This window comes from Psychroflexus longus (genome assembly GCF_020164595.1).
Lineage (GTDB): Bacteria > Bacteroidota > Bacteroidia > Flavobacteriales > Flavobacteriaceae > Psychroflexus > Psychroflexus longus.
In genome coordinates this window covers 22,799-49,399 of sequence record NZ_JAIQZE010000006.1, presented here as the reverse complement: position 1 = coordinate 49,399, position 26,601 = coordinate 22,799, and the positions used below count along the sequence as shown (strand labels likewise).

Annotated in this window: 27 protein-coding genes; 20 read left to right on the top strand and 7 right to left on the bottom strand. The window is 34.1% G+C overall.

Annotated elements, in window-relative coordinates:
* Entirely contained in the window at positions 1 to 1,551 is a 1,551-nt protein-coding gene (gene porX / locus LB452_RS07115; protein ID WP_224461043.1) for a T9SS response regulator signal transducer PorX, read from the bottom strand.
* A gap of 38 nt (positions 1,552 to 1,589) precedes the next feature.
* On the opposite strand from porX, the gene LB452_RS07110 reads away from it, so the two are divergent.
* From LB452_RS07110 to LB452_RS07015, 20 genes are all read left to right on the top strand, one after another.
* Complete coding sequence (locus LB452_RS07110; RefSeq protein WP_224461042.1) at positions 1,590 to 2,819, top strand: HD domain-containing protein; 1,230 nt, start codon at positions 1,590 to 1,592, stop codon at positions 2,817 to 2,819.
* 24 nt (positions 2,820 to 2,843) lie between these two features.
* Complete coding sequence (lpxD, locus tag LB452_RS07105) at positions 2,844 to 3,878, top strand: UDP-3-O-(3-hydroxymyristoyl)glucosamine N-acyltransferase (protein ID WP_224461041.1); 1,035 nt, start codon at positions 2,844 to 2,846, stop codon at positions 3,876 to 3,878.
* Positions 3,865 to 5,259, top strand: coding sequence for a bifunctional UDP-3-O-[3-hydroxymyristoyl] N-acetylglucosamine deacetylase/3-hydroxyacyl-ACP dehydratase (locus tag LB452_RS07100; RefSeq protein WP_224461040.1), 1,395 nt, complete (start codon positions 3,865 to 3,867; stop codon positions 5,257 to 5,259). The genes lpxD and LB452_RS07100 overlap by 14 nt, the downstream gene beginning before the upstream one ends.
* Before the next feature lies 1 nt (position 5,260).
* Entirely contained in the window at positions 5,261 to 6,043 is a 783-nt protein-coding gene (gene lpxA / locus LB452_RS07095) for an acyl-ACP--UDP-N-acetylglucosamine O-acyltransferase (RefSeq protein WP_224461039.1), read from the top strand.
* 6 nt (positions 6,044 to 6,049) lie between these two features.
* Positions 6,050 to 6,616 carry an elongation factor P gene (gene efp / locus LB452_RS07090; RefSeq protein WP_224461038.1) on the top strand — a complete coding sequence of 189 codons (567 nt, stop codon included), beginning with the start codon at positions 6,050 to 6,052 and terminating at the stop codon, positions 6,614 to 6,616.
* Between the two features lie 9 nt (positions 6,617 to 6,625).
* Positions 6,626 to 7,561, top strand: coding sequence for a UDP-3-O-(3-hydroxymyristoyl)glucosamine N-acyltransferase (locus tag LB452_RS07085; RefSeq protein WP_224461037.1), 936 nt, complete (start codon positions 6,626 to 6,628; stop codon positions 7,559 to 7,561).
* On the top strand, positions 7,558 to 7,968 hold the full coding sequence (locus LB452_RS07080; protein ID WP_224461036.1) for a hypothetical protein: 411 nt from the start codon (positions 7,558 to 7,560) through the stop codon (positions 7,966 to 7,968). The genes LB452_RS07085 and LB452_RS07080 overlap by 4 nt, the downstream gene beginning before the upstream one ends.
* Positions 7,969 to 8,042: 74 nt before the next feature.
* Positions 8,043 to 8,918 (top strand): succinate--CoA ligase subunit alpha, encoded by an 876-nt coding sequence (gene sucD / locus LB452_RS07075; RefSeq protein WP_224461035.1) that lies wholly within the window; start codon positions 8,043 to 8,045, stop codon positions 8,916 to 8,918.
* Between the two features lie 64 nt (positions 8,919 to 8,982).
* Positions 8,983 to 9,729 (top strand): 3-oxoacyl-[acyl-carrier-protein] reductase, encoded by a 747-nt coding sequence (gene fabG, locus LB452_RS07070; protein ID WP_224461034.1) that lies wholly within the window; start codon positions 8,983 to 8,985, stop codon positions 9,727 to 9,729.
* 9 nt (positions 9,730 to 9,738) lie between these two features.
* Positions 9,739 to 11,751 carry a hypothetical protein gene (locus LB452_RS07065; protein ID WP_224461033.1) on the top strand — a complete coding sequence of 671 codons (2,013 nt, stop codon included), beginning with the start codon at positions 9,739 to 9,741 and terminating at the stop codon, positions 11,749 to 11,751.
* Between the two features lie 10 nt (positions 11,752 to 11,761).
* Positions 11,762 to 12,577 (top strand): prohibitin family protein, encoded by an 816-nt coding sequence (locus tag LB452_RS07060; RefSeq protein ID WP_224461032.1) that lies wholly within the window; start codon positions 11,762 to 11,764, stop codon positions 12,575 to 12,577.
* A 204-nt stretch (positions 12,578 to 12,781) separates the two neighbouring features.
* Complete coding sequence (gene hisG / locus LB452_RS07055; RefSeq protein WP_224461031.1) at positions 12,782 to 13,639, top strand: ATP phosphoribosyltransferase; 858 nt, start codon at positions 12,782 to 12,784, stop codon at positions 13,637 to 13,639.
* Positions 13,639 to 14,928 carry a histidinol dehydrogenase gene (gene hisD / locus LB452_RS07050; protein ID WP_224461030.1) on the top strand — a complete coding sequence of 430 codons (1,290 nt, stop codon included), beginning with the start codon at positions 13,639 to 13,641 and terminating at the stop codon, positions 14,926 to 14,928. The genes hisG and hisD overlap by 1 nt, the downstream gene beginning before the upstream one ends.
* 10 nt (positions 14,929 to 14,938) lie before the next feature.
* Positions 14,939 to 15,979 carry a histidinol-phosphate transaminase gene (gene hisC / locus LB452_RS07045; RefSeq protein WP_224461029.1) on the top strand — a complete coding sequence of 347 codons (1,041 nt, stop codon included), beginning with the start codon at positions 14,939 to 14,941 and terminating at the stop codon, positions 15,977 to 15,979.
* Positions 15,976 to 17,109: a bifunctional histidinol-phosphatase/imidazoleglycerol-phosphate dehydratase HisB gene (hisB, locus tag LB452_RS07040; RefSeq protein WP_224461028.1), complete on the top strand. Its 1,134-nt coding sequence runs from the start codon at positions 15,976 to 15,978 to the stop codon at positions 17,107 to 17,109. Before hisC ends, hisB begins: the two co-directional genes overlap by 4 nt.
* On the top strand, positions 17,110 to 17,697 hold the full coding sequence (gene hisH / locus LB452_RS07035; protein WP_224461027.1) for an imidazole glycerol phosphate synthase subunit HisH: 588 nt from the start codon (positions 17,110 to 17,112) through the stop codon (positions 17,695 to 17,697).
* 54 nt (positions 17,698 to 17,751) lie between these two features.
* Positions 17,752 to 18,477, top strand: a complete 726-nt coding sequence (gene hisA / locus LB452_RS07030; RefSeq protein WP_224461026.1) for a 1-(5-phosphoribosyl)-5-[(5-phosphoribosylamino)methylideneamino]imidazole-4-carboxamide isomerase — start codon at positions 17,752 to 17,754, stop codon at positions 18,475 to 18,477.
* Between the two features lie 11 nt (positions 18,478 to 18,488).
* Positions 18,489 to 19,244, top strand: coding sequence for an imidazole glycerol phosphate synthase subunit HisF (gene hisF, locus LB452_RS07025; protein WP_224461025.1), 756 nt, complete (start codon positions 18,489 to 18,491; stop codon positions 19,242 to 19,244).
* Between the two features lie 81 nt (positions 19,245 to 19,325).
* On the top strand, positions 19,326 to 19,928 hold the full coding sequence (hisIE, locus tag LB452_RS07020) for a bifunctional phosphoribosyl-AMP cyclohydrolase/phosphoribosyl-ATP diphosphatase HisIE (RefSeq protein ID WP_224461024.1): 603 nt from the start codon (positions 19,326 to 19,328) through the stop codon (positions 19,926 to 19,928).
* A 17-nt stretch (positions 19,929 to 19,945) separates the two neighbouring features.
* On the top strand, positions 19,946 to 20,731 hold the full coding sequence (locus LB452_RS07015) for a tRNA pseudouridine synthase A (RefSeq protein WP_224461023.1): 786 nt from the start codon (positions 19,946 to 19,948) through the stop codon (positions 20,729 to 20,731).
* Here LB452_RS07015 and corA read toward each other — a convergent pair.
* From corA to LB452_RS06985, 6 genes are all read right to left on the bottom strand, one after another.
* Positions 20,728 to 21,837 (bottom strand): magnesium/cobalt transporter CorA, encoded by a 1,110-nt coding sequence (gene corA, locus LB452_RS07010; RefSeq protein ID WP_224461022.1) that lies wholly within the window; start codon positions 21,835 to 21,837, stop codon positions 20,728 to 20,730. The two genes, LB452_RS07015 and corA, sit on opposite strands and share 4 nt — an antisense overlap.
* Entirely contained in the window at positions 21,818 to 22,222 is a 405-nt protein-coding gene (locus LB452_RS07005; RefSeq protein WP_224461021.1) for a glyoxalase, read from the bottom strand. Before LB452_RS07005 ends, corA begins: the two co-directional genes overlap by 20 nt.
* Positions 22,223 to 22,451: 229 nt before the next feature.
* Positions 22,452 to 23,009, bottom strand: a complete 558-nt coding sequence (locus LB452_RS07000; protein WP_224461020.1) for a type 1 periplasmic binding fold superfamily protein — start codon at positions 23,007 to 23,009, stop codon at positions 22,452 to 22,454.
* A 25-nt stretch (positions 23,010 to 23,034) separates the two neighbouring features.
* Positions 23,035 to 25,449, bottom strand: a complete 2,415-nt coding sequence (locus tag LB452_RS06995) for a TonB-dependent receptor (protein ID WP_224461019.1) — start codon at positions 25,447 to 25,449, stop codon at positions 23,035 to 23,037.
* 407 nt (positions 25,450 to 25,856) lie between these two features.
* The gene (locus tag LB452_RS06990) at positions 25,857 to 26,174 is read right to left on the bottom strand and encodes a DUF6787 family protein (protein ID WP_224461018.1); all 318 of its coding nucleotides are present in this window, start codon (positions 26,172 to 26,174) and stop codon (positions 25,857 to 25,859) included.
* A 19-nt stretch (positions 26,175 to 26,193) separates the two neighbouring features.
* Complete coding sequence (locus tag LB452_RS06985; protein ID WP_224461017.1) at positions 26,194 to 26,601, bottom strand: DUF6146 family protein; 408 nt, start codon at positions 26,599 to 26,601, stop codon at positions 26,194 to 26,196.

The window sequence follows — 26,601 nt, the reverse complement described above, 5'->3', positions numbered from 1 at the left end:
TTATTTTGGCTCCATAACTACAAATGGGATTATCATCTCTTCAAGAGAAATTCCGCCGTGCTGGTATGAATTTCTATAATAATTCACGTAATAATTGTAGTTATTTGGATAGGCTAAAAAATAATTTTCTTTCGCAAAAATAAATGAACTTGACATATTGATACTTGGAAGATGTATTTTTTTGGGATCTTTTGCAACCACAACATCTTTTTCATTATAGGTAAGACTTTTACCCGTTTTGTACCTTAGATTTAAACTTGTGTTTTTATCACCTATTACTTTTGATGGGTGTTTTACATTTATAGTCCCGTGGTCTGTAGTCATTATTAATTTAAATCCTAAGTTTTGCGCCTGCTGAATAATATCAAGCAAAGGTGAATTTTTAAACCAGCTTTGAGTTAGAGATCGGTAAGATTTATCATTTGATGCGAGTTCTTTGATGACCTCCAATTCTGTTTTAGAATGAGATAACATATCGACAAAGTTGTAAACTAAAACAGTTAAATCATTGTCCTTTTGACTTCTAAAATTTTCAGCTAGCTTTTTACCTTTAGCTACATTAGTGATTTTGTGGTACTGGGTTTTATAATTCTTTCCAAGCCTATCAAGCTGAGCTTCAAGAAATTCCTTTTCAAATTGATTTTTTCCGCCTTCCTCGGTATCATTTAACCAATATTCTGGATAAATTTTTTCCATATCAGATGGGGTAAGTCCAGAAAATAATGCATTTCTAGCATATTGAGTGGCGGTTGGTAAAATACTGAAGTAAGGCTCCTCCTTACTTTTTTTGTAATGATTGGCAATTGTAGATTCAAATGACTTCCATTGATCATACCTCAGATTATCAACAACAACCAGCAATGTGGGTTGCTCTTTAGATAGTTCTGGTAGTATTTTGGATTTGAATAAAGTGTGTGATAGGGTAGGAGCTTCTGAGTTTTTCTCAAACCAAGTAGGGTAATTTTGTTCTATGAATTTACAGAATTCAATATTGGCCTCGTTTTTTTGAGATTCGAGAATTTCAAACATGCCACTATCTTCAACAGTTTCAAGTTCCAACTCCCAATAAATCAGTTTAAGATATAAATCAATCCATTCCTGGTAAGAGTTCACATTGGTCAATTCCATAGAAATCTTTCTAAATTCCTGCTGATAATTTAGAGTTGTTTTTTCTGAAATCAATCTGGAGTGATCGAGATTTTTCTTTAAGCTAAGGAGGATTTGGTTTGGGTTGACAGGTTTAATAAGGTAATCTGCTATTTTCGATCCAATAGCTTCTTCCATAATATATTCCTCTTCACTTTTGGTAATCATGATGACGGGTAAGTCACTTCTGATGCCTTTAAGTTCATTCAATGTTTCAAGCCCGGTAAGTCCTGGCATATTTTCATCAAGAAAAACAATATCAAACCTGGTTTTGGCAACTTCGTCAATTGCTTCAGAGCCGCTTTGACAAGTTGTAACCTCATAGGATTTTTTCTCCAAAAACAATATATGTGGCTTCAGTAAATCAATCTCATCATCCACCCAGAGTACTTTTATCTTTGACATATATAGCTGTATATTTGTTTTTTTAAAATATTTTTGAATTGAACCAAAGGAACAAACTTAAAATAATAAACGATCCTATTTATGGATTTATTACCATTCCGAGTGCTTTAATTTTTGATCTTATTGAACACCCATATTTTCAAAGATTAAGACGTATTACTCAAATGGGGCTTTCGCATTTAGTGTATCCTGGAGCAAATCACACCAGGTTTCATCACGCGCTTGGCTGTCTTCATCTCATGAAGAAATCAATTGATATATTAAAATCCAAAGGGGTTGATATTACTGAGGAGGAGGAAGAGTCTGTGCAAATTGCCATTTTACTTCATGATATAGGCCATGGTCCTTTTTCACATGCATTGGAGCATTCCATTGTAAGTGATATTTCACATGAATACCTTTCACTTGAGTTCATGAATAAACTTAATTCTGAATTTGATGGTCAACTTACTTTAGCAATTGATATTTTCAGAGGGAATCATCATAAAAAATTTCTTTGTCAGCTCATTTCGAGTCAGCTTGATATTGATCGTTTGGACTATTTAAAACGAGATAGTTTTTATACAGGTGTAGCAGAAGGTAATATTAATAGCGAACGACTGATCAACATGCTGAATGTAGTTGATGATGAGCTTGTCGTTGAAGAAAAGGGAATTTATTCAATTGAAAAATTTTTAGTTGCCCGTCGACTTATGTATTGGCAGGTTTACTTACATAAAACTAGTCTCTGTGCCGAGCAGATTTTAATAAGACTTTTACGCAGAGCTAAATTTGTCTTTGAAATCTCTCAGGTGAAGATTGAAAATTCAACTTTAAACTTTTTTTTAAGGAATAAAATTGATTCTGAAAATTTTGACGATTCAACTCTTGAGTTATTTTCCAAACTAGATGATTATGATATAATTTCAGCTGTTAAAGTCTGGCAATATCATGACGATTTTGTTTTGAGTAAGTTGAGTCAAATGATTTTGAATCGCGATTTACTTAAAGTTAAATTAAAAAATGAACCTGTAGATCCTAAAAAACTTGAAGAATATTTAAAAAAAGCAAGTAAACATTTTAATATTTCAGAGTCAGATGCGGAGTTTTTTGTGTTTGAAGGATCGACATCAAACCTTGCTTACCAACCTGATAAAGAACATATTAATATCTGGTATAAAAATGGCAAAATCAAAGATGTATCTTCAGCCTCAGATCAATTAAACCTGAAAGCACTATCGAAGGCTGTTGTGAAATACTACATATGTCATCCAAAATCCAATAATTAACCGTTTTTTTCTATTTTTGCCACAATGAAATTTACAGCTCAACAAATAGCAGATATATTAGACGGAACAATCGAGGGAAATCCCGATGTTGAAGTCGATAAACTTTCCAAAATAGAGGAAGGTAAAGAGGGGTCATTAACTTTTTTATCCAATCCAAAATATACGTCATACATCTACGAAACTGAAGCTAGTATTTGTATAGTCAACAAAACTTTTGAAAAAAATCAACCAATTTCAACAACACTCATAAAGGTTGAGGATTCTTACGAAGCCTTTTCAAAACTCTTAGAAGTTTATAACCAAATTAAGTTAGACAAAAAGGGAATTGAAACTCCAAGTTCTATCTCAGATTCTGCTAAGTTGGGAGAAGAGCCTTACATTGGAGCATTCACCTATATTGGAGAAAATGTTGTTATTGGTAATAAGGTAAAAATTTATCCCAACGTTTATATTGGAGATAATGTAACTATCGGAGATCATGTTACAATATTCGCAGGAAGTAAAATATATTCTGAAACACAAATTGGCAGCCATTGCACTTTTCACAGTGGTGTTATCATAGGTGCTGATGGATTTGGATTTTCGCCATCAGATAATGGAGAGTATTCAAAAATTCCACAAATTGGAAATGTAATTATTGAAGACCACGTAGACATTGGAGCAGCGACAACTATAGATAGAGCAACTTTAGGTTCAACGATTATAAGGAGGGGAGTGAAATTGGATAATCAAATCCAAATAGCACATAATGTCGAAATTGGAGAGCATACAGCAATTGCTGCACAAACGGGGATTGCTGGATCTACCAAGATTGGTAAAAATTGCCTTATTGGTGGTCAAGTTGGTGTTGCTGGACATATCAAAATAGGAGATCGCGTAAGAATTCAGGCTCAAACGGGAGTGGGAAGAAATATTAAAAATGACGAAGCTATACAAGGTTCTCCAGCTTTTGGTTATAGTGACTTTAATAAATCTTATGTTCATTTTAGAAATTTTCCAAAAATTATCAACCGCATAGACACTATTGAAAAACAACTTTCTAAGAATGAAAATCAATAATCAAACTACCATAAAAAACGAAGTTTCTCTTCACGGAGTAGGACTTCATACTGGTCAAAACGTAACACTTACTTTTAAACCAGCTCCTATCAATCATGGATTTTCTTTCAAAAGGGTTGACCTTGAGGGAGAACCCATCATCCCAGCAGACGCTGGTTTAGTTACCAATACAGATCGTGGAACAAGTCTAGAGAAGAACGGAGTAATTATTCAAACATCAGAACATGTTCTTGCGGCTTGCATTGGTTTAGGAATAGATAATGTTCTTTTAGAGCTCAATGCTTCAGAACCGCCTATAATGGACGGTTCTTCTAAGTTTTTTGTAGAGGCACTTGAAAAAGCTGGGATTGAAGAGCAAGATGCACCTAGAGATGAATTTATTGTAGAGGATGTTATTTCTTTTAAAGACGAAGAATCGGGTTCTGAAATTATTGTAATGCCTGCAAATGAATACCAGGTCACAACAATGGTTGACTTCGGAACAAAAGTTTTGGGAACACAAAATGCATATTTAAATACGATGAGCGATTTCAAAAAAGAAATCGCAGATTCAAGAACCTTTAGCTTTTTGCATGAGCTTGAAGCGATGTTAGCTAATGGCCTTATAAAAGGTGGAGATCTCAATAATGCAATTGTTTATGTAGACAAAGAACTCTCTCCAGATACAATGGTTAGACTGAAGGAAGCTTTTGGTAAAGACGAAATTTCAGTAAAACCAAACGGTATTTTAGATAATCTAACACTTCATTACCCAAATGAAGCTGCCAGACATAAGTTACTTGATGTAATTGGCGACTTAGCCTTGGTTGGAACTCACATTAGAGGTAAGGTTATTGCAAACAAGCCAGGTCATACTATAAATACACAATTCGCTAAAAAACTAGCGAAAATTATAAAAACAGAAAAAAGAAATAAGGTACCCAAGTTTGATCTTAACAAGCCTCCGCTTTATGATGTGACGGAAATCATGAAAAGGCTCCCGCACAGATCACCATTTTTACTCGTTGATAAAATATTTGAATTGACGGACAAATCTGTGATAGGGACTAAAAATGTCACTATGAATGAGCCCTTTTTTGTGGGACATTTTCCTGGAAAACCTGTTATGCCAGGAGTCCTTCAGATTGAAGCTATGGCTCAAACAGGAGGAATCTTAGCTTTAAGTAGTGTTGAAGATCCAGAAAATTATTTGACTTATTTCATTAAAATAGATAAAGTAAAATTTAAGCAGCAAGTAGTTCCCGGAGATACTCTTATTTTTAAACTAGAACTTATAACTCCCATAAGACGTGGAATTTGTCATATGCAAGGCTATGCTTATGCAAATGACAAACTAGCCTGTGAGGCTGAACTCATGGCTCAACTTGTAAAATCTAAATAACATGAATCAACCTTTAGCATACGTTCATCCTGGGGCAAAAATCGCCAAAAATGTGGTGATAGAGCCTTTTACAACCATTCATAATAATGTTGAAATTGGCGAAGGAACTTGGATTGGTTCTAATGTTACAATTATGGAAGGCGCTCGTATTGGAAAAAATGTAAGCATTTTTCCCGGAGCTGTTATTTCTGCTGTTCCACAGGATAAAAAATTTGAAGACGAAGACACGATCACTGAAATAGGCGATAACACAACTATTCGCGAATGTGTGACTATTAACCGTGGCACAAGCGATAAGATGAAAACTAAAATCGGTAAAAATTGCTGGATCATGGCCTATTGCCATATTGCTCACGATTGTATTGTTGGCAATAATTGTGTGTTTTCCAACAACAGTACCCTAGCGGGACACATTACTGTTGGAGATTATGCTGTTTTAGCAGGAATGGCTGCTGTACAACAATTTTGCAGTGTAGGAAGGCACGCTTTCATTACAGGCGGTTCCCTGGTAAGAAAGGATGTTCCTCCATTTGTGAAAGCTGGAAGAGAGCCATTATCCTATGTGGGTATCAATTCCGTTGGGCTAAGGCGTAGAGGGTTTGACACCGATAAAATAAGGGAAATTCAAAACATTTATAGAATTCTTTATCAAAAGAACTATAACAATACACAAGCAGTTTCCATCATTGAGGCTGAAATGGAAGCGACTCCAGAAAGAGATGAAATACTTCAGTTTATAAAAGATTCACAGAGAGGAATCATGAAAGGATATTTTTCAAATTAAATAATTATGGCTACAACAAGCGACATTAGAAATGGATTGTGCATACGTTACAATCATGATATATTTAAAGTAACTGAATTTCTTCACGTAAAGCCTGGTAAAGGGCCAGCTTTCGTAAGAACTAAGTTAAAAAGTGTAACCACCGGAAAAGTCATCGACAACACCTTTTCTGCTGGTCATAAAATTGAAGAAGTAAGAGTTGAAACGCATAAATACCAGTTTTTATACCAGGAAGGTGAGTTTTATCACTTTATGCACGTAGAAGACTTTACGCAAATCCGACTTTTGGAGGCTGCTTTGGATATGCCGAATTTATTGAAAGAAGGAGAAGTTGTTAGTATTCTTATCAATACTGAAGATAATATGCCTCTTTCTGTAGACATGCCACCACACGTTGTTCTTGAGGTGACTCAAACTGAACCAGGATTGAAAGGCAATACAGCAACCAACGCTACAAAGCCGGCAACATTAGAAACTGGTGCAGAAGTGAACGTTCCTTTATTTATCAATGAAGGAGACAAAGTAAAAGTTGAAACTGAAAAAGGAACTTACAAAGAAAGAATTAAAGAATAAGTTGATTAAATGAAGTTCCCTCAACCGCAAACTCTTAAACAAATATCTGATCTTATCAATGCTGAATTTGTTGGTGAACCTGATTTTAAAATTTTAGGAATCAATGAAATTCATGTAGTAGAACATGGTGATATTGTTTTCGTTGATCATCCTAAATACTATGATAAAGCTTTAGAGTCTAAAGCTAGCGTTGTTCTTATAAATAAAGAAGTGGATTGTCCTGAAGGTAAAGCTTTATTAGTTTCCGAGGATCCGTTTTCAGACTTTAATAAAATAACAGCCCATTTTTCTCCTTTTGAAACATCGCATCAATCTTTATCCAATTCAGCAGAAATTGGGGAAAACACCATTATACAACCCAATGTCTTCATTGGAAACAATGTAAAAATTGGAGACAATTGTCTTATTCACAGCAATGTTTCAATTTATGATGGGGTTGAAATTGGTAATAATGTCCAGATTCACGCTGGTACTGTTTTAGGAGCAGATGCTTTTTATTATAAAAACCGACCAACTTACCATGATAAACTCCTTTCTGGTGGAAGTATCAGAATAAGTGATAATGTAGAAATTGGTGCTTTGTGTTCTATAGATAAAGGGGTCTCTGGAATAACCAGTATTGGTGAAGGAACCAAAATTGACAATCAAGTGCAAGTAGGTCACGACACAATAATTGGAAAGAAATGTCTTATTGCTTCACAAACAGGAATTGCAGGTTGTGTCGTGATTGAAGATGAAGTCACCATCTGGGGTCAGGTTGGTATTGCCAGCGGACTCACCATAGGAAAGAGGGTTGTAATTTTAGCTCAATCTGGGATTAGCAAAGATTTAAAACCTGATACTACCTATTTTGGAACACCAGCTGATGATATTAGAAAAAAGTACAGAGAATTAGGATATATAAGCAGAATCCCGGAAATCATTCAAAAATTGAAGAATTTATGAGTTCAGACAATAAAAAATTGGTCAAAAATTTTTTCTCATCAAAATATTATAAAAATATAGCAGATTTTGAAAAATACATTCATCCGAAAATAAGAATTGATTGGAATAGTAGTAAAGGCTTTTTTCAATTTGACTACGAAAAGTTTAGATCAATGTCTACAGAAATGGGTAAATCATTTGAAACTATGTCTCCCGAGTTTTCTCACTTTATTGAGGAAAATAACAAAGTTTGCGCAAGGTTTACTTACAACGTTGAAATTATGGAATCTTCAGACCTTATTGGCCTAGCAAATTTTTTTAGCATTTGGGAGATCAAAGATGAGAAGCTCTATAGAGGTTTTATTATGTCACAGCCAAGCGAAGATGGACTTGATGGTATTTTCTCTTATATAAACGATTACAATTAAATAATAAACTTCTTAATAATTTTTAGGGCTCGTCCTAAAAAATTACTTTTGTTCAACATAAATTAAACATACTTATGAGCGTTTTAGTAAATAAAGATTCAAAAATAATTGTTCAAGGCTTTACAGGAAGTGAAGGCTCTTTTCATGCAGAACAAATGATTGACTACGGGACTAACATTGTTGGTGGTGTGACTCCTGGCAAGGGTGGAACAGAGCATTTAGGAAAACCTGTATTTAATACAGTTTCTGAAGCTGTAGAAAAAGCTGGAGCAGATACATCTATAATTTTTGTACCGCCAGCATTTGCTGCAGATGCTATCATGGAAGCTGCTGACGCTGGTATAAAAGTCATTATTGCCATTACTGAAGGCATACCTGTAAAAGATATGATCAAAGCTTCAGATTATATTAAAGGCAAAGATTGCAGATTAATTGGTCCTAACTGTCCAGGTGTAATTACTCCTGAAGAAGCTAAAGTTGGTATTATGCCAGGTTTTGTTTTCAAAAAGGGTAAAGTGGGTATCGTTTCAAAATCTGGAACACTTACTTATGAAGCTGCAGATCAAGTAGTAAAAGAAGGATATGGAATCACTACAGCAATTGGTATTGGTGGAGACCCAATCATAGGAACGACAACCAAAGATGCTGTTGAAATGCTCGTTGGCGATTCAGAAACTGAATGTGTTGTGATGATTGGTGAAATTGGTGGACAACTTGAAGCAGAAGCTGCAAAGTGGTATAAAGAAAATGGTAGTAAAAAACCTGTTATTGGTTTTATCGCTGGAGAAACTGCTCCTGCAGGTAGAACTATGGGACACGCTGGTGCTATTGTAGGTGGAAGCGAAGATACGGCTCAAGCCAAGAAAAAAATTTTAAAGGATTCTGGAATTCATGTTGTCGATTCTCCAGCAGAAATTGGTAAAAAAGTAGCAGAAGTTTTATCTAAATAATATTTTACTATAAAGCCCTTTGTTTAATTTACAAAGGGCTTTTTATATTTAAACTCTTAGCTTTATGAAATTACTTGACTCTAAAAATGTGATTATTACTGGCGGTAGCCGAGGCATTGGTAAAGGCATCGCAGAAGTTTTTGCTCAACATGGTGCAAATGTCGCTTTTACTTACAATTCTTCATCAAGCTCTGCTCAAGAGTTGGAAGAACACTTGAAAACTTTCGGCGTTAATGCAAAGGCTTACCAGTCTGATGCTTCAGACTTTGAGCAGGCTCAAAAACTTGCAGATGACGTTATTAAGGATTTTGGAAATATTGATGTATTGATCAATAATGCAGGAATCACAAAAGATAATCTTTTAATGAGAATGAGTGAGGATGATTTTGATAAAGTGATCAAAGTGAATTTGAATTCTGTTTTCAATTTGACCAAAGCAGTATTAAGACCTATGCTCAAACAAAGACACGGTAGTATTATCAATATCAGTTCTGTTGTTGGTATAAAAGGCAACGCTGGACAAGCTAATTATTCTGCTTCAAAAGCTGGAATTATTGGTTTTTCTAAATCTGTTGCTTTGGAATTAGGTTCCAGAAATATCCGTTCCAACGTTGTTGCTCCAGGTTTTATTGAAACTGAAATGACCGAAAAGTTAGATGAAAAAACAGTTGAAGGTTGGAGACAAGCTATTCCGCTAAAACGTGGCGGACAGCCAGAAGATATTGCCAATGCTTGTGTTTTCCTTGCCAGTGACATGAGTTCTTACATTACTGGTCAGACTCTAAGTGTAGACGGTGGGATGTTAACTTAAAAAATAATGATGTCAAGTCAACTTATGCTACTGCTTTTGCTGAATCTTGCATGTGCATTGGGTTTGACTTTGATATTATATCGAAATCTACTTAAAGACAAAACTCAAAGAGTCCTAGCACTTTTTAGATTTTTGTCTTTTTTTTTGCTTGGAGTGTTACTCATCAATCCAGAAATTGATGCAACCAGCTACAGTTTGGAGAAGCCAAAATTAATCTTTGCCTTCGATAATTCAGAATCGATTAAAAAACTTTCTAAGCCTAGTCAGATTAATCAATTCGTTAATGAAATTCGTAATGACGAGGAGCTGAATGATAGCTACACTATTGATCTTATAAAATTTGGCTCCAATTTGTCATCACTAGACGATTCTTTGTCTTTTTCTGAACCTAATACTGACATTTCCAGGCTAATAGAATATGTCAATAGCATTGAGAAAGATAACAATAGGCTGATCATTTCTACAGATGGAAACCAAACAATAGGAGAGGATTACAGTCTTAAATCTTTCAATAATAATATTTCTACGAATGCCTTAATCCTTGGTGATACCATTTCAGAAATAGATTCTAAAATAGATTTGGTTAATCTTAATAATTATACCTATCTGAAAAATAAATTTCCTGTAGAAGTTTTCGTCAGTCATAATAATCAAGAATCAACGACTCAAAGATTGGAAGTGGTTGAAAACGGAAAAGTTTTAGCTTCTAAAAATTTAGAAATGCTAGCGGGTAGTTCTGTTAAAACTGAATTTTTATTGCCTGCAGTATCAGTTGGTACTAAAATCTTGAAAGTTCGATTACAACCAATTTCTGGAGAAAAAAATATCAGTAATAATGAGAAAATCAGTTCTATAGATGTCATTGATTCAAGATCAAAAGTTCTTTTGATTTCAGACTTAATTCATCCAGATATTGGTTTTTTTAATAGGGTTTTAGAATCAAGTAAAGAGCTTGAATTTGATTATAAAACTATTGAAGATCCAATAAACGTGTCAGAATATGATCTTGTCATTTTTTATCAGCCTCAACTTTCATTTAGAAACGTAATAAATTCTGTAATAGAAAAGAAAATAAATTACTTCATAATTGGTGGTTCTAATACTGATTATAGATTTTTAAATAGTTTGAACCTTGGATTTCAGAAACAATTGATAGCATCTACAGAAGAATATTCTTCCGCTTTAAATTCTGATTTCACCTTATTTCTGGTTAATGAATTGAATTTAAATACTTATCCACCATTGAAGGATAAGTTTGGAGACCTTCAACTTAACAGAAATTATTCAGTTCTACTTCAGAAAGAATTGAACGGAATTGATGTTGAATCGCCGTTATGGATCTTTGGATCAGAAAATGATGTCAAACAATCAATTTTGTTTGGTGAAAATATTTGGAAGTGGAGGACAAGACATTACGTAGAAAATTCTTCCTTCACAGAATTTGACAAAACTTTTCAAAAGATTATTCAGTTTTTATCTCAATCAAAATTTCAAAATGAAGTTATAGTAGAAGTTGAACCACTCATAAATTCAGGAGATAATCAAGTTTTAAAAGTATTTTACTATAATTCCAATTTTGAAATTGATACTAGGTTTGACTTCAATATTAAGCTTGAGAATTTAAAGTCTGGTGACGTCATTAATTCTCGATTACTAAAAAGCAGTGAAGCTTATACTTTCAGTTTATCGGAACTAAAGCCGGGTAATTATTCGTACTCGATTGAAAGCCCTGAAACCGATATAAGACGAAATGGTAAGTTTGAAATTCTTGATTTTTCGGCAGAAATGCAATTTGAAAATGCAAACATTGAAGATCTCCAAAAGTTAATCGAAAAAGAGAATATTTATCTTTTTTCTGAAAAATCTAAACTTATTTCTCTACTTAAAATCAATAAGCCTAAAGCAATTCAAAAATCTATCAAAAAATCGGAGAGTTTAATTAATTTTAAATGGCTTATTCTTTTATTAGCCCTAACTTTGGGGTTAGAATGGTTTTTTAGAAAATACAAAGGCCTAATTTAAATTTAATTACATGGAAAGATTACCAAAATCAATCGTACCTATTATTATAGTTGTAGTAGTAGGAATCATCTTTATTGCCAACTCTACAGTAAACATTAATTCAGGACAAGCTGGTGTTCTCTTCGAAAGATTCGGTGGGGGTGTTGTTACTGATGAAGCTCCTCTTGAAGAAGGATTTCATATTGTAGCTCCCTGGAATTCTGTTTTTGTTTATGACGTAAGACAGCAAACTATCGATGAATCAATGAAAGTTCTTTCATCTAACGGATTGGATATTACTCTGGATGTTACCATCTGGTTTGAGCCAACTTACGATCAACTCGGTTTATTACATAAAGAAAGAGGTGAAAATTATATTCCCAAACTAATCCAACCTGCTGTAAGATCTGCTTCCAGAACTGTTGTAGGTCGTTATAAGCCTGAAGAGCTTTATGCACAGAAAAGGGAATCCATACAAAATGAAATGTATGATGAAACTCAGCAGTTATTGAAAAACCAATATGTGCAAGTTAATAGGATACTAGTTAGAGATGTATCTTTGCCAGCTACAATTAAACAAGCTATTGAGCGTAAATTGAAACAAGAGCAGGAATCTTTAGAGTATGAGTTCCGACTTGAAAAAGCGGCAAAAGAAAAACAACGTCAGGAGATCGAAGCTGAAGGTAAAGCAAGAGCAAACGAAATTTTAAGTGCTTCCTTAACAGATAAGATTCTTCAGGAAAAAGGAATTCAAGCTACTATAGAGCTTTCTAAGTCAGAAAATTCTAAAGTAATTGTCATTGGTTCTGGAAAAGACGGAATGCCTATCATATTAGGAAATAACTAATTTTCTCTTAAAAATTGAAAAGCATTTCAGTGAATCAATTATTAGTTTAATTTTGCACTATAATGAAAACACTTAATCTACATCATCATTTATCTATCTCGCTCAATGCGGTAGTAATGTAATATGTAGAGTTTGGAACATATACAAAACCCGTTTGAGCTTTGCTTCAACGGGTTTTTTAATTTTAAAATTTGAATAATAGATATGGAAAAATTGAAAATAGCTATCCAAAAATCTGGCAGATTACACGATGAATCATTAAAGATTTTAAAAGACTGTGGAATCTCGATTAATAACGGAAAAGATCAATTAAAAGTAAATGCTTCTAATTTTCCACTTGAGATATTTTACCTGAGAAATGGAGATATTCCTCAATATTTGAGAGATGGCATTGCCGATTTAGCTATCATAGGTGAAAATTTACTTCATGAAAAAGGTGAAGATCTCCTAGTCCAAAAGAGACTAGGCTTTTCAAAATGTAAAGTTTCACTTGCTGTACCAAAACAATCTAAATTTAAAAGCGTAAAAGACTTGGAAGGAAAACAGATTGCAACTTCGTATCCAAATACACTTCAAAAGTATTTAGATAAGCATAATGTAAAAGCGAATATCCATATCATTAATGGCTCAGTTGAAATAGCACCTAATATTGGTCTTGCAGACGCTATATGTGATATCGTTTCAAGTGGTAGTACACTTTTCAAAAATAATTTAATAGAATCTGATGTAATTTTGAATAGTGAAGCAGTTCTCACGAGTTCTCCTTCTTTAAATTCTGAAAAGCAAAACCTTCTTGATAAACTTTTGTTTAGGATTGACGCGGTATTAAGAGCTGAAAATACAAAGTATGTTCTTCTAAATGCACCTAACGATAGACTGGATGAAATCATTAAAATTTTGCCAGGTATGAAGAGTCCAACAGTCATGCCTTTAGCAGAAACCAACTGGAGTTCTGTTCATACAGTTATCCAACAAGAAAAATTTTGGGATATTATAGATGAGTTGAAATTAGCTGGAGCTGAAAGTATTCTCGTAAGTCCAATAGAAAAAATGATCATATAATGAAAACGATTCACAATCCGAAGAAAGAGCACTGGTCAGAATTATTAAGAAGACCCACTCGAACGTTTAAAGATATAGAAACTACTGTAGATGATATTTTTAAAAACATTCAACAGAGTGGAGATGATGCTGTGTTGAAATACACTAGCATGTTTGATGGTGTTGATTTAGAAAATATCGAAGCAAGCAAGTCTGAAATTGAAAATGCAGAAAGCCAAGTGTCTGATGAACTAAAATCAGCCATAAAACTGGCCAAGTCAAACATTCACAAGTTTCACGAAGCTCAAAAAACTGAGCCTGTAAAAGTTGAAACCCAACCAGGAGTGACCTGCTGGCAGGCTAAAAAGCCTATTCAAAAGGTAGGTTTATATATCCCTGGAGGAACTGCGCCTTTGTTTTCAACGATACTTATGCTAGCAGTTCCCGCTAAAATTGCTGGTTGCAGTGAAATCGTTTTATGTACGCCTCCTAATAAAGAAGGCAAAATAAACCCTGTGACTTTATATACTGCTCAACTTTGCGGTATTGATAAAGTGTTTAAAGTTGGAGGTATTCAAGCGATTGGGGCTATGACGTTTGGAACTGAAACCATTCCGAAGGTTTATAAAATCTTTGGACCAGGAAACCAATATGTGACCGTAGCCAAGCAGGTGGCGACTACTTTTGACGTGGCTATTGATATGCCTGCCGGACCTTCCGAACTTTTGGTAGTAGCAGACGAGACTGCAAATCCAGAATTTGTTGCTTCAGACTTGTTGAGTCAAGCTGAGCATGGAGTGGATTCTCAAGTAGTATTGGTTTCTACTGATGAACAAACCATAGTAGATGTTCAAAAAGCCATAACTAAACAAATTGAAGTCTTACCTAGAATGGAAATGGCAATTAAAGCCATAGAAAATTCAAAATTTGTTTTGATGAAAGACGATGCTTCTGCTTCGGAACTTATTGACTTTTATGGGCCAGAGCACTTTATCATCTCAACAAAAGATGATGATTTCTATGTAGAAAACATCAATAATGCAGGATCTGTGTTTATAGGAAAATACACACCAGAAAGTGCCGGAGATTATGCTTCCGGAACCAATCATACCTTACCAACCAATGGGTATGCAAAACAATATAGTGGTGTAAACCTGGATAGTTTTAACAAGGCGATTACCTACCAAAAAATTACTGAAGAAGGCATAACGCGTATTGGTGAAGCAGTAGAACTTATGGCTGAGGCGGAAGGTCTGCAAGCTCATAAGAATGCAATGACTTTGCGAATAAATGAGATTAAAAATAAATAATAGAAAAAAGATGACGTTAGATAACCTGATAAGGAAAAATGTAAAGAATATGTCAGCATATTCTTCTGCTCGGGATGAATTTAATGCTGATGAGGAAAACTTTCTTTTCTTAGATGCCAATGAAAATCCGTTTAATACGGATTATAACAGGTATCCCGATCCTTATCAACATGAATTGAAATCTGCAATCTCGGAAATAAAACAAATTCCAAAAGAGAATATTCTCCTTGGGAATGGTAGTGATGAAGTTTTAGACTTGATTTTCAGAGCCTTTTGCGAGCCAAAAGAAGATGAGATAATCACTATGCCACCTACTTACGGTATGTATGAAGTTTTGGCAAATTTGAATGATATCAAAACCATTTTAGTTCCATTAAAAAAGGGGTTTCAAATTGATGTAGATTCTGTTATTTCTTCAATAACAGAGAAGACCAAACTAATTTTCATCTGCTCGCCAAACAACCCTTCAGGAAATCTTCTTCAGATCAATGATATCAAAAATATTCTGGAAAAATCTTCCGGACTAGTCGTTATTGATGAGGCTTATATTGATTTTGCAGCCAACAGTTCCTTTATCTCAGAGTTGAATGATTATCCAAATTTGATTATTACTCAGACGTTTTCTAAAGCCCTTGCTCATGCTGGAATACGTGTGGGAATGTGTTTTGCAAGTGAAAGAATCATTTCAGTCTTAAATAAAATTAAACCTCCTTACAACATTAATCAATTAAGTCAAAAAAAGGCTTTTGAGGTCGTTAAAAACTATGAGACCTATTTATTTCAAGTAGAGATTATTAAATCTGAACGTGAAATCTTAAAAGAAGAATTCAAGAATATTTCGTGGATAGAGCATATTTATCCTTCTGAATCCAATTTTTTACTTTGTAAAGTAGATAATGCGAATTTTAGATACAACCAGCTTTTAAAGCAGAAAATAGTAGTCAGAAATAGAACAAATCAGCATCTTTGCGAAAATTGTTTGAGATTCACTATTGGAACTCCAGAGCAAAATCAAATCTTGCTTAATACCTTAAAGCAAATCAACTCATGAAAAAAGTATTGTTTATAGATAGAGATGGAACGCTGATAAAAGAACCATCTGATGAGCAAATTGATAGTTTTGAAAAATTAGAATTTTATCCTGAGGTCTTTACTTATATGAGCAAAATTGCTTCAGAATTGCACTACGAACTGGTCATGATTACCAACCAAGACGGTTTGGGAACCGAAGTATACCCGGAAGATACCTTTTGGCCTGTTCAAAACTTTGTAATTCAAGCTTTTGAAAATGAGGGTGTCAAATTTGAAGATATCTATATTGATAAAACCTTTCCAAAAGATAATGCTCCAACTCGTAAGCCTAAAACAGGATTACTAACCAAGTACTTTGAAGAAGATTATGACATGGAAAATTCGTTTGTCATCGGTGATCGATTGACAGATGTTGAACTTTCTAAAAATCTTGGAGCTAAAGGTATATTTATTGATAACAAAACGAATTTAGGCGAAGGTGAAACACAGAATTCTGATTCTGAATTGGAACCGTTTGTCGCACTGAGAACCAATTCCTGGAAAGCAATCTATAATTTTCTCAAATTAGAAAGTAGATCAGCAAGCTTAAAACGCACTACCAAAGAAACCTATATCAACGTATCTATCAATCTTGATGGAACTGGAGAAAGTGAGATTTCCACGGGCATACATTTTTTCGATCACATGTTAGATCAAATTGCCAGACACGGTCATATTGATATAAAATTAAATGCGAAAGGTGACCTCGAAGTGGATGAACATCATACCATAGAAGATGTTGCTATTGTTCTTGGAGAAGTCTTTGCTAAAGCACTGGGCAATAAATTAGGTATAGAACGCTACGGATTTTGTTTGCCGATGGACGATAGTTTAGCACAAGTTGCTATTGATTTTGGCGGAAGAAACTGGTTAGTTTGGGACACTGAATTCAAAAGGGAAAAAATTGGTGAGATGCCAACAGAAATGTTCATGCATTTCTTCAAATCCTTTACCGATGGTGCTAAATGCAACTTAAATATTAAAGCCGATGGTGATAATGAGCATCATAAAATTGAAGCGATTTTTAAAGCCTTTGCGAAATCCATGAAAATGGCTGTAAAGCGCGATGCTGAAAAAATGATATTACCAAGCACAAAAGGACAGTTATAGATGAAAATAGCGATTATAGATTACGGCGCTGGAAATGTAAAAAGTATCGAATTTGCCTTACAACGACTTGGTTTTGAATCTGAGCTCACAAGCGATTCTGAAGTCGTTAAAAATGCTGATCGGGTAATTTTTCCTGGAGTCGGAGAGGCGAGTAGTGCTATGAATATGCTCAAAAATACAGGACTAGATACATTAATTCCAACACTAAAACAGCCTGTTTTGGGAATCTGCTTAGGGATGCAATTGATGTGTGATGTCTGTGAAGAAGGAAACACTAAAGGTCTAGGAATTTTTGATGCTAAGGTGGTCAAATTTGATACTCAGTTTAAAGTACCACAGGTAGGTTGGAACACTATTTTTAATCTAAAATCAGATTTATTTAAAGGTATAGGAGAAAATTCATACATGTATTTAGTGCACAGTTATTACGTGCCTAAACATAAAAGTAGTATTGCAGCATCAGACTATGGAATAGAATACAGCGTTGCACTTCATAAAAATAACTTTTTTGGAGTCCAGTTTCACCCAGAAAAGTCAGGTAAAATTGGTGAGCTGATTTTGAAGAATTTTATAGAAACTAGCATTTAGTAACAAGTGATTAGTAACTAGTCACTACTATAAACACTAAACCAAAATTAAAAAATGAGAATTATTCCCGCCATAGACATTATAAAAGGACAATGCGTAAGACTATCCAAAGGTGATTATAATACTAAGAAGGTTTATAATGAAAATCCACTTGAAGTAGCGAAAGCTTTTGAAGATAGTGGAATCGAATATTTGCACCTGGTCGATCTTGACGGTGCAAAATCAAAGCATATTGTCAATCATAAAATTCTCGAAAGCATTGCAACACAAACGAATCTTAAAATCGATTTTGGAGGGGGATTAAAGTCAGATAAAGACTTACAGATTGCTTTTGAATGTGGAGCCCACCAAATTACAGGAGGAAGTATTGCTGTTACCAATGAAGCATTATTTTTAGACTGGGTAATGAAATTTGGTGCTGAAAAAATAATTTTGGGAGCAGATGCAAAAGATGGCAAGATAGCTACTGGAGGCTGGAAGGAATCTTCAGATTTACAAATTGAAAAGTTTATCAGAGATTTTGTCAAAAACGGTATTCAGTATGTGATTTCAACAGACATTTCTAAAGATGGCATGTTGGAAGGACCTTCCGTTGATTTGTATAAATCTATACTTGACAATAATCCTGGTTTGAAACTCATAGCTTCTGGAGGTATTTCAAACCTTCAGGATTTGGAGGATGTGTTTGAGATAGGTTGTGAAGGCGTTATCATTGGTAAAGCCATTTATGAAAACAGAATCAGTTTAAAAGAACTAGAACGTTTCGTTTTAGAACACTAAAAAATAATATTTTGCTTACAAAACGTATTATTCCTTGTTTGGACATCAAAAATGGTCGCACCGTAAAAGGCGTCAATTTTGTGGAATTGAGAGATGCTGGTGATCCTGTAGAACTGGCCAAAATCTATGCTGAAAATTACGCTGATGAATTGGTTTTTCTGGACATATCTGCTACTGAAGAACGCCGCAAAACTCTGGCTAAATTAGTTGAAGACATCGCCAAACATATTAATATTCCATTTACAGTTGGTGGTGGAATTTCTTCAGTTGATGATGTAGCCATGTTGTTGAAATCTGGTGCAGATAAAGTATCCATTAATTCTGCTGCCGTAAGGCGTCCAGAATTAATTTCAGAAGTCGCTCAGCGTTTTGGCTCACAATGTGTCGTCGTAGCGATTGATGCCAAGCAGATCGTTGGTCAATGGAAAGTACATTTGGTAGGAGGAAAGCAGCCTACTGATATTGACTTGTTTGAATGGGCTAAAAAAGTCCAGGAATTGGGAGCAGGAGAAATTTTATTTACTTCCATGGATCATGATGGTACCAAAGCTGGTTTTGCAAATGAGGCATTGGCTAAGCTTTCTGAAGAACTCCATATTCCGATCATCGCTTCTGGGGGCGCTGGAAATGTAAAGCATTTTGAAGACACCTTTAAGCTGGGTAAAGCAGACGCTGCTTTGGCAGCAAGTGTTTTTCACTTCAAAGAAATTGAAATTCCAGACTTAAAAAAAGAACTGAAAGCTAATGGGATTTCTATCAGAATATAAAATAATGAATTTCTAAAATTAGTTTAAGTTTATATTCACCTCGGTAAGTAGTGAGTATGGTTAATCTATAAAAATATACCTATGACTATCGATTTCAATAAAGATCCAAACGGCCTGGTTCCAGCTATTGTACAAGATGCAAACACCAAAACGGTGTTGATGCTTGGTTACATGAACCAAGAAGCTTATAACAAAACAGTGGATACTAAACTGGTTACTTTCTTCAGCCGAAGCAAAAATAGATTGTGGACCAAGGGTGAAGAAAGTGGAAACACCTTAGACCTAGTTGATATTAAAATAGATTGTGATAACGATACGTTACTCGTTTACGTAAACCCAAACGGACCAACCTGCCACACGGGAACTGACACCTGTTGGAAAGAAGATAACGAGCCAAATTTTGGTTTTATTTCAGAATTGGAATCCACTATTCATCAGCGTAAAACGGAAGCAAATTCAGAAAAAAGCTATGTCGCTAGTCTGTTTAAGAAAGGAATCAATACTATTGCTCAAAAAGTGGGGGAAGAAGCTGTAGAAGTCGTCATTGAAGCAAAAGATGACAATGATGAGTTGTTCCTGAATGAAAGTGCAGATTTGTTATTTCATTATTTAATTTTGCTGCAACAAAAAGGGTTTCAATTAAAAGATGTAGTAAAAGTTCTGGAAGATAGAAGTAAAAAGTAAAAGTTAAGCTTTTTTCTATGCAGTATAAGCGATTTTATTATCTCATCGAGCTTCAGTATTTAGGTTTCCGTTATCACGGCTGGCAAAAACAGCCTGATGTATTGACAGTGGAGCACATGCTCGGTAAAACTTTAAATTATGTGCTCGAAGGCCAAAGGTTCAAAGTAATTGCTGCAGGAAGAACTGATGCCATGGTTTCAGTCAACCAAACTTACGCTGAGCTTTTTGTTTACGAGGAAATGCTTGATTTAGATACATTCTTACCGCTTTTCAATAAAAACTTGCCTCAGGATATAAAGTGTCTATCCATTAAGGAAACTACGGCTGATTTTAATATCATTCAACATCCTAAATTAAAAGAATATCTCTATTTTTTCTGTGTTAAAGAAAAAATGCATCCCTTTTGTGCTCCATTAATGGTCAATCTTCAAGAAGATTTAGATATCGAATTGATGAAAGAAGGTGCTTTATTATTTGAAGGTGATCATGATTTTTATTCGTTTGCATTCCGGTCTAATCCAGAAACCAAAACTGAAGGAACCATTGATGTTTGCCAATTAAAAGAAAACGATATTTATACGGCTAATTTTTTTCCTGAAACGAGCTATGTTTTGAAGGTAGTAGGAGAAGGCTTTAAACGTCAACAAATCCGTTTGATGATGGGTGCTCTAATTGATTTAGGTAGGCATAGAATCGATCTTAGTGATTTGAAAAAAATCATTGATGGCAAAAACAAAATAAAGCTTGAACATATAGCTCAAGCTTCGGGTTTAATTTTAAATTCAGTTCAGCTCAAAAACTAAAACCATTTTTTTTGCCTGAAATAATATATTAAGGCTAATACCATAATGAGCATGATCCCAAGAACTAAAAAGTAGGCATTTTTATAACCTAGTTCTGGCATGTACTCAAAATTCATTCCGTAAACACCAGCAATAAAGGTGAGTGGTATGAAAATGGAAGACATGATGGTGAGCACTTTCATAACTTGGTTCATCTTATTACTTAAACTACTCATATACATATCCATGAGCCCCCAGACAATTTCTCTATAGATATCCACGTTTTCGGTGACTTGCAGGATATGGTCATATAAATCAGCTAGATAAGCCTTTGTGGATTGGTCGTAAAGTACATGTTTAGAAATCTGTAACTTTCTAATGAGTTCTTTAGCTGGGAATATAGCTTTACGAACACTTAAAATTTCGCGTTTTAGCAATTGAATATCTGTTGTAGATGCATTATTCGCATCCTTGAGAATTATATCTTCAAGATTCTCTGTTTTTTCTTCGATGGTTTCAGTGACATTGTAATAATTGTCCACCACTGCATCAATTAACGCGTAGAACAAATAATCTGTTCCTCTCATGCGAATTCTTCCCACCTTATTGTGTATGCGTTCTCGAATGGAGTTGAAAATATGATCTTGGGACTGTTGAAAGGAGATAATGTAAGACTGATTGAAAACCAATCCAAAGTGATTTTTAATCAATAATCCAGCCTCATTGTGAAAAATCATTTTAAGAGCAAAGAATACATAATCTTCAAATTCATCGAGTTTTGGCCTTTGTTTAGTGTTGGCAATATCCTCTAAAACAAGAGGATGTATGTGCAGTAATGAGCCAAGATCAGCTAATTTTTTAACATCATGAACCCCAATAAAATTTATCCAGTGTTTGAATTCTTTTTCGTGAGTTATTAAATCAAGTACTTTTTCTACAGAACAATTGTTGTGGTATGCTACTTTTTCCTCATTGTAACTAATGACGTTGATAACCGTTTTCTCAGATGTTTCTTCACCTACATAAGTGATTTTTCCAGGAATTTGATTCTGGATAGGTTTACGCTTTAGTTTCAAAACTTTAGGATATTGAAATTGCTTTAGGGTATTATGCACTTTGTTTTTCAAAATAGTTGAGTTGGCTTTGAAGTCGTTCTTTGGTTAAATTAATGATCCTCTTATTTATTTCTGAAGAATTTTCGTGATAAAATTTGTATTCATCAATTGTAAAATGCCCCATATAGACACCTCTCATCAAATTTTTGAACTTGGAATCCTTTTTCACGGTGTTTTCAATGTATTTCAGCTTATCTGGAACGCCCAACTTATGAAATACGTTTTTATACCTTACGATGTAATCTTCAAAAAGGGAAAGAATTAAATCATTTTGAAATTTTGAAATTGGTCTCAAAGTTGAATTTTGAAAAGATTCTAAACTTAAAGTTGTTTCAGTTACTTTAGCTCTCGGCACATCTACTCTTATCGAAAGTAGATTTTCATCTCTAGCAGTCATAATTTATCTTTTTGCCTAAAGTAAGTAATCTAAGTCAAATTATTTCAATTTTGATTTAATAAACAATTCCAGTTTAATATATATTATTTCAATAAGTTTGCATAAAAAAGCTGTCCCGTATATGTTGGAGACTATTTAAAGGACTAATACACTCGAAACTTTAAATATCAGGTCAACATTCAGGACAGCTCTTTTTTTTGACAGAGTTGGACTTACTATGCTATGTATTTTACTCTACAGTGACATTAAAAGTCACTTCAATATCGGTTTCTCCACCGACTAAATTAGGATTGTAAATACCCTCGCTAGCTCCTTCAGCAAACTTATCGCCTTCGTGGATAAGAGTTACTCTAAAGTTGCCTTGGCTTGCTTCTCCAGCGACTAAAGTAAATTCGATACCAATAGGATTTCCATTTACATCAGTGTCATCGTAGGAGGTAGTCACATTCAAAGAATTTGATGCTGTGAAGAAAACTTGATGTTCTTCACCTTCTTCTAGAACTTCTTCAGTAACATCTTCGTCTTCTCTTTCATTTAAGAATTGAGTTTCACCAACATAAGTAGTTCCTGCTTGTAAGGTTCCTCCTGTGTTTTCAGGATTGGTTCCATCAAGATCTCTAAAGGTGAAAGTGACAGTATCTCCACCACCTACAGGAGTCAAGAATACATTGAGAGTTGTAATCTCTTCTTCTTCGTTGATAACCTCTGGAGCATCATCATCGCTAGAACATGCGCTAAACAGCAAAGTTGCAATGACACTTAAGCTTAATAATTTGATTGTTTTCATAGTTTTCTTTTTAAAATAGTAATTGTTAATAATTGAATTTTAATTGTAACATAGCATTAGTGCCAACTTCGTCAGCATAATATCTTAATCTATTGAGGTAATTTCTGTAGTTAGTGTTTAGTAAGTTGTTTAATATTATGTTGAAGCTTAATCTGTTGGAGTTAATTTTAAATTCCATTCCTGTTCTAAAATTTAAAAGGTGGTAAGCTCCAGGAGGTGTACTTACATCTACCAAAACTTCTTCAAATTCACCAGTTTCAGAACTAACAATATCAGTTAAGAAGTTGTTATCTGGATATCGATTTTGCTCTGCAATAAACTCACTGTTCATTGAAACATAAAAATTATTCCACTCTTTTTTTCTGTAAGTAATTGTATTAGATATATTTAAAGGTGGCATATTGATGAGTGCCTCATCTCTTTCTAAATCATGGCCATTGACGTAAGCAAAGCTTGATGCAATATCAAAATTTTGATAGGTGTAGGAAGCATTCACATCAATACCAAAAAGTCTTGCGTTTGTTTGTCTATATTCCCAAACAGGAAATGAACCTCGAATTGTGGTTTGTTCGCCAGTAGGTTCAATGACAATAAAATTATTGATATAGCTATAATAAGGCTGAATGTTGAATTCAAAACTATCAATCTTACCTTTTAAGCCTATGCTGGTTTTAAAAGATTGTTCGGATTCGATTTGTAAATCTCCAAATTCAATGGTAGCCAAGCTATGATGCAGACCATCACTAAATAATTCTGAAGGATTTGGCGCACGACTCGCTGAACTTAAATTAGCAAGTAATTGCCAGCCATTATCAAATGTATAATTACTTCCGATTGTGCCTGAAATATTATGATAATCGAAACTTGGTTCAGTAAAAATTTGCCCTTTTTCTACTCTATAGGTTTCAAATTGAGGGAAAAGAACATCATAATTTAATTCATTCCATCTTGATTCATAATAAAACTTCTCTGCATCAATTCTGCTGAAATCATAACGTATACCTGCATCAATTTTCCAGTTTTCTCGAACAGTGTAATCCGTAGTTGCAAAAATTCCTGCAGAATACATATCATAATCTGGGATAAGTCTTCGTACTCCTGTATCCGGATTTGGTAGATTGGTCTGCGTATTTAATTCCATTCCAAAATTCGAGTCAAAATCTTCAAGAGTTGTCCATTCCAATTGAGCCAGTAAAGTATGGGTTTTAAGATTCATATCCATTGCTGGTTTATCCCTAAGTTCGCCTCTTCTCACATCAAATTCTTGCCTGTCGTTATTCTGAAATGAATATTGAAGATTGACCTCACCAATACCTTTAAGTTTTTTGAAAGTATTTAGTTTTAATATTTGATGGGTTACTTGTTGTTTTGGACTGTTTATAGAGTATGAAAAATCATCAATAAAAAAAGGCTCTTGTCTATTGATGGAATTGACAAGATCTCTGGAATTACCAATATGCGATGACCTTAATATACCTATTTCGGAATCGGTCAGTTTATAACTAAAATCAAATCCATAATCGATTTTGTTAAGTCCCATTCCTAAACTGATATTATTCTCGCGTTGTCCAGTGTTAGTAAGCTGGTAATTTGGAGATTCTAAATCCCCTAAGCGTTTTAAACTTCCTTGGATCCTGTAGTTAAACCCGTTGGAATTAGCTTTAATTAGACTGGTAGCAAAAGTTCCGCCTCTTCCATTTGTCGCTCCCGTTAAAATGGTTTTTCCCATCAATGTATCTTTTAAAGGTGCTTTTTGCGGTTCAATCACAATTGTACCTCCTACAGCGTCTCCACCGTATTTTAATGCTGATGCACCTTTAATTACGGTTACATTGGCTGCTGAATTGATATCTACATTTGGAGCATGGTCTTCTCCCCATTGTTGGTCGTGAAGTCGTACATTGTCATTGATGATCAATACTCTAGAACTATGTAAACCCTGAATAATTGGCTTCACAATAGAGCTTCCAGTGTTAAGTGAAGAAACGCCGCTTAAGGTTTTTAAAGCGTCACCTAAAGAAGCATTACTGAAATTTTCAAGCTCTTTAGTTTTTATTTGATTGGAAATAGAGGAATTAAGATTTTTATCATAAAGTTTTCCTTTAAGCAAAACTTCATTCAGTTCTTCAAGATGATGTTCCAAACGAAAATTGATTACTGAATTTTCTTTTAGGCTTACTTTCTTTGTTTGTGGTTCGCAATAAGGATGACTAACTTCTAAAGTGATTTCACCAGAGCATATATTTTCCAGTTCATAATTACCATTTTTATCACTATATGCTACTACATTACTGCCTTTGATAGCTATAATAGCTCCTTGAAGGGTAGAATTATCGTGTATATCAATAATTTGACCTGAAATCGATAAATCACAATCTTGTGCAATAGCTATAAAATGGATACTTAAGAATAAGCACAAAAGAATAAACCTTTGAAACATAAATAAAAATTAAACTAGTTAGAAATAAGAGTAAGTACTTTAAACTAGCTTAAATGGGGGAGGCTTATTGTAATACTTCCCAGTAGGATAAGTAATAACAGGGAAAACTTTTGTAACTTCAATTAAAGAGTGTATTCTGATATCGATAAACTGAGTTACAAATTCTTGAACGTTATTAATTGTAAAAGAAATGTCATCTTGACTAGATAATACATATTCATCACATACTTTACAATGTTCTATGTTTGAAACGTCGTCATCAAATAAATGGCTGAGTGCATGTGCATTAACGACAGTTGTCGTCAAAACCATAAATAACACTAAACTAAGTATTTGCTTGATTTTCAAGTCCGATTAATTTTTCGCTAATTTAATATTTTTATCTATGCTAGAAATAGTATTAACTTTTATTGAAAAAGAAAACCAAGTCCAAGTCTCGAAAGCATTTTCTTTTCAAAATTCCAAAAGAATTTATTTTGTCCAAAAAGAGTTCCAATCACAACAAGCAGAACCTGATAGATGGGGAAAATGAATAAAATCCTTATAGAATAATATAAAAACCCTCCAAAAAAATGTTCTGGAAATACTTCTCGAGATAATCCTATAAAATTTAATACTGGTTTAGCAAGATAAGCAGCTGATGAGCCTGTAATAGCAAAAACTATAAAAATTATAACCAATTGAAAGTTGGATTGTATGCCCCAGCGTTCTTTTAATTTCTTCATACTGCAAAAATACAAAAGCTTATCTCAATTTTTGGCCATATTTCTGTTGAAAATAGACGAAATAAAAATAAAGGAGGTAATTGACTTCATAGCCATAATCTACATTGTACTCATAATTGATTTGTTGTGGGTACAAATTTGGATCAAATCGAAATGGATTTAGAACTCTTTGATTATAATTTATCACAAAAGTTCTATTGCGCTGTTCCAGGTAATTTTGGTTGTAATAGCCTCTGGGTTTTTGTGTGACAAGCCATGAGTTAAATCCCGGCTCAAAGATGATAATTTCATACTCCAAACTATCATTTGCAATACGTAAGGTATCATTTTGAATTTTGTCGTCACTTACATCAGTAGAAGTTCTTTCTTTTTGAACAGAACAACTTACTGTACAGATTAAGAAAACTAAAGGCAAAAAAAACTTCAT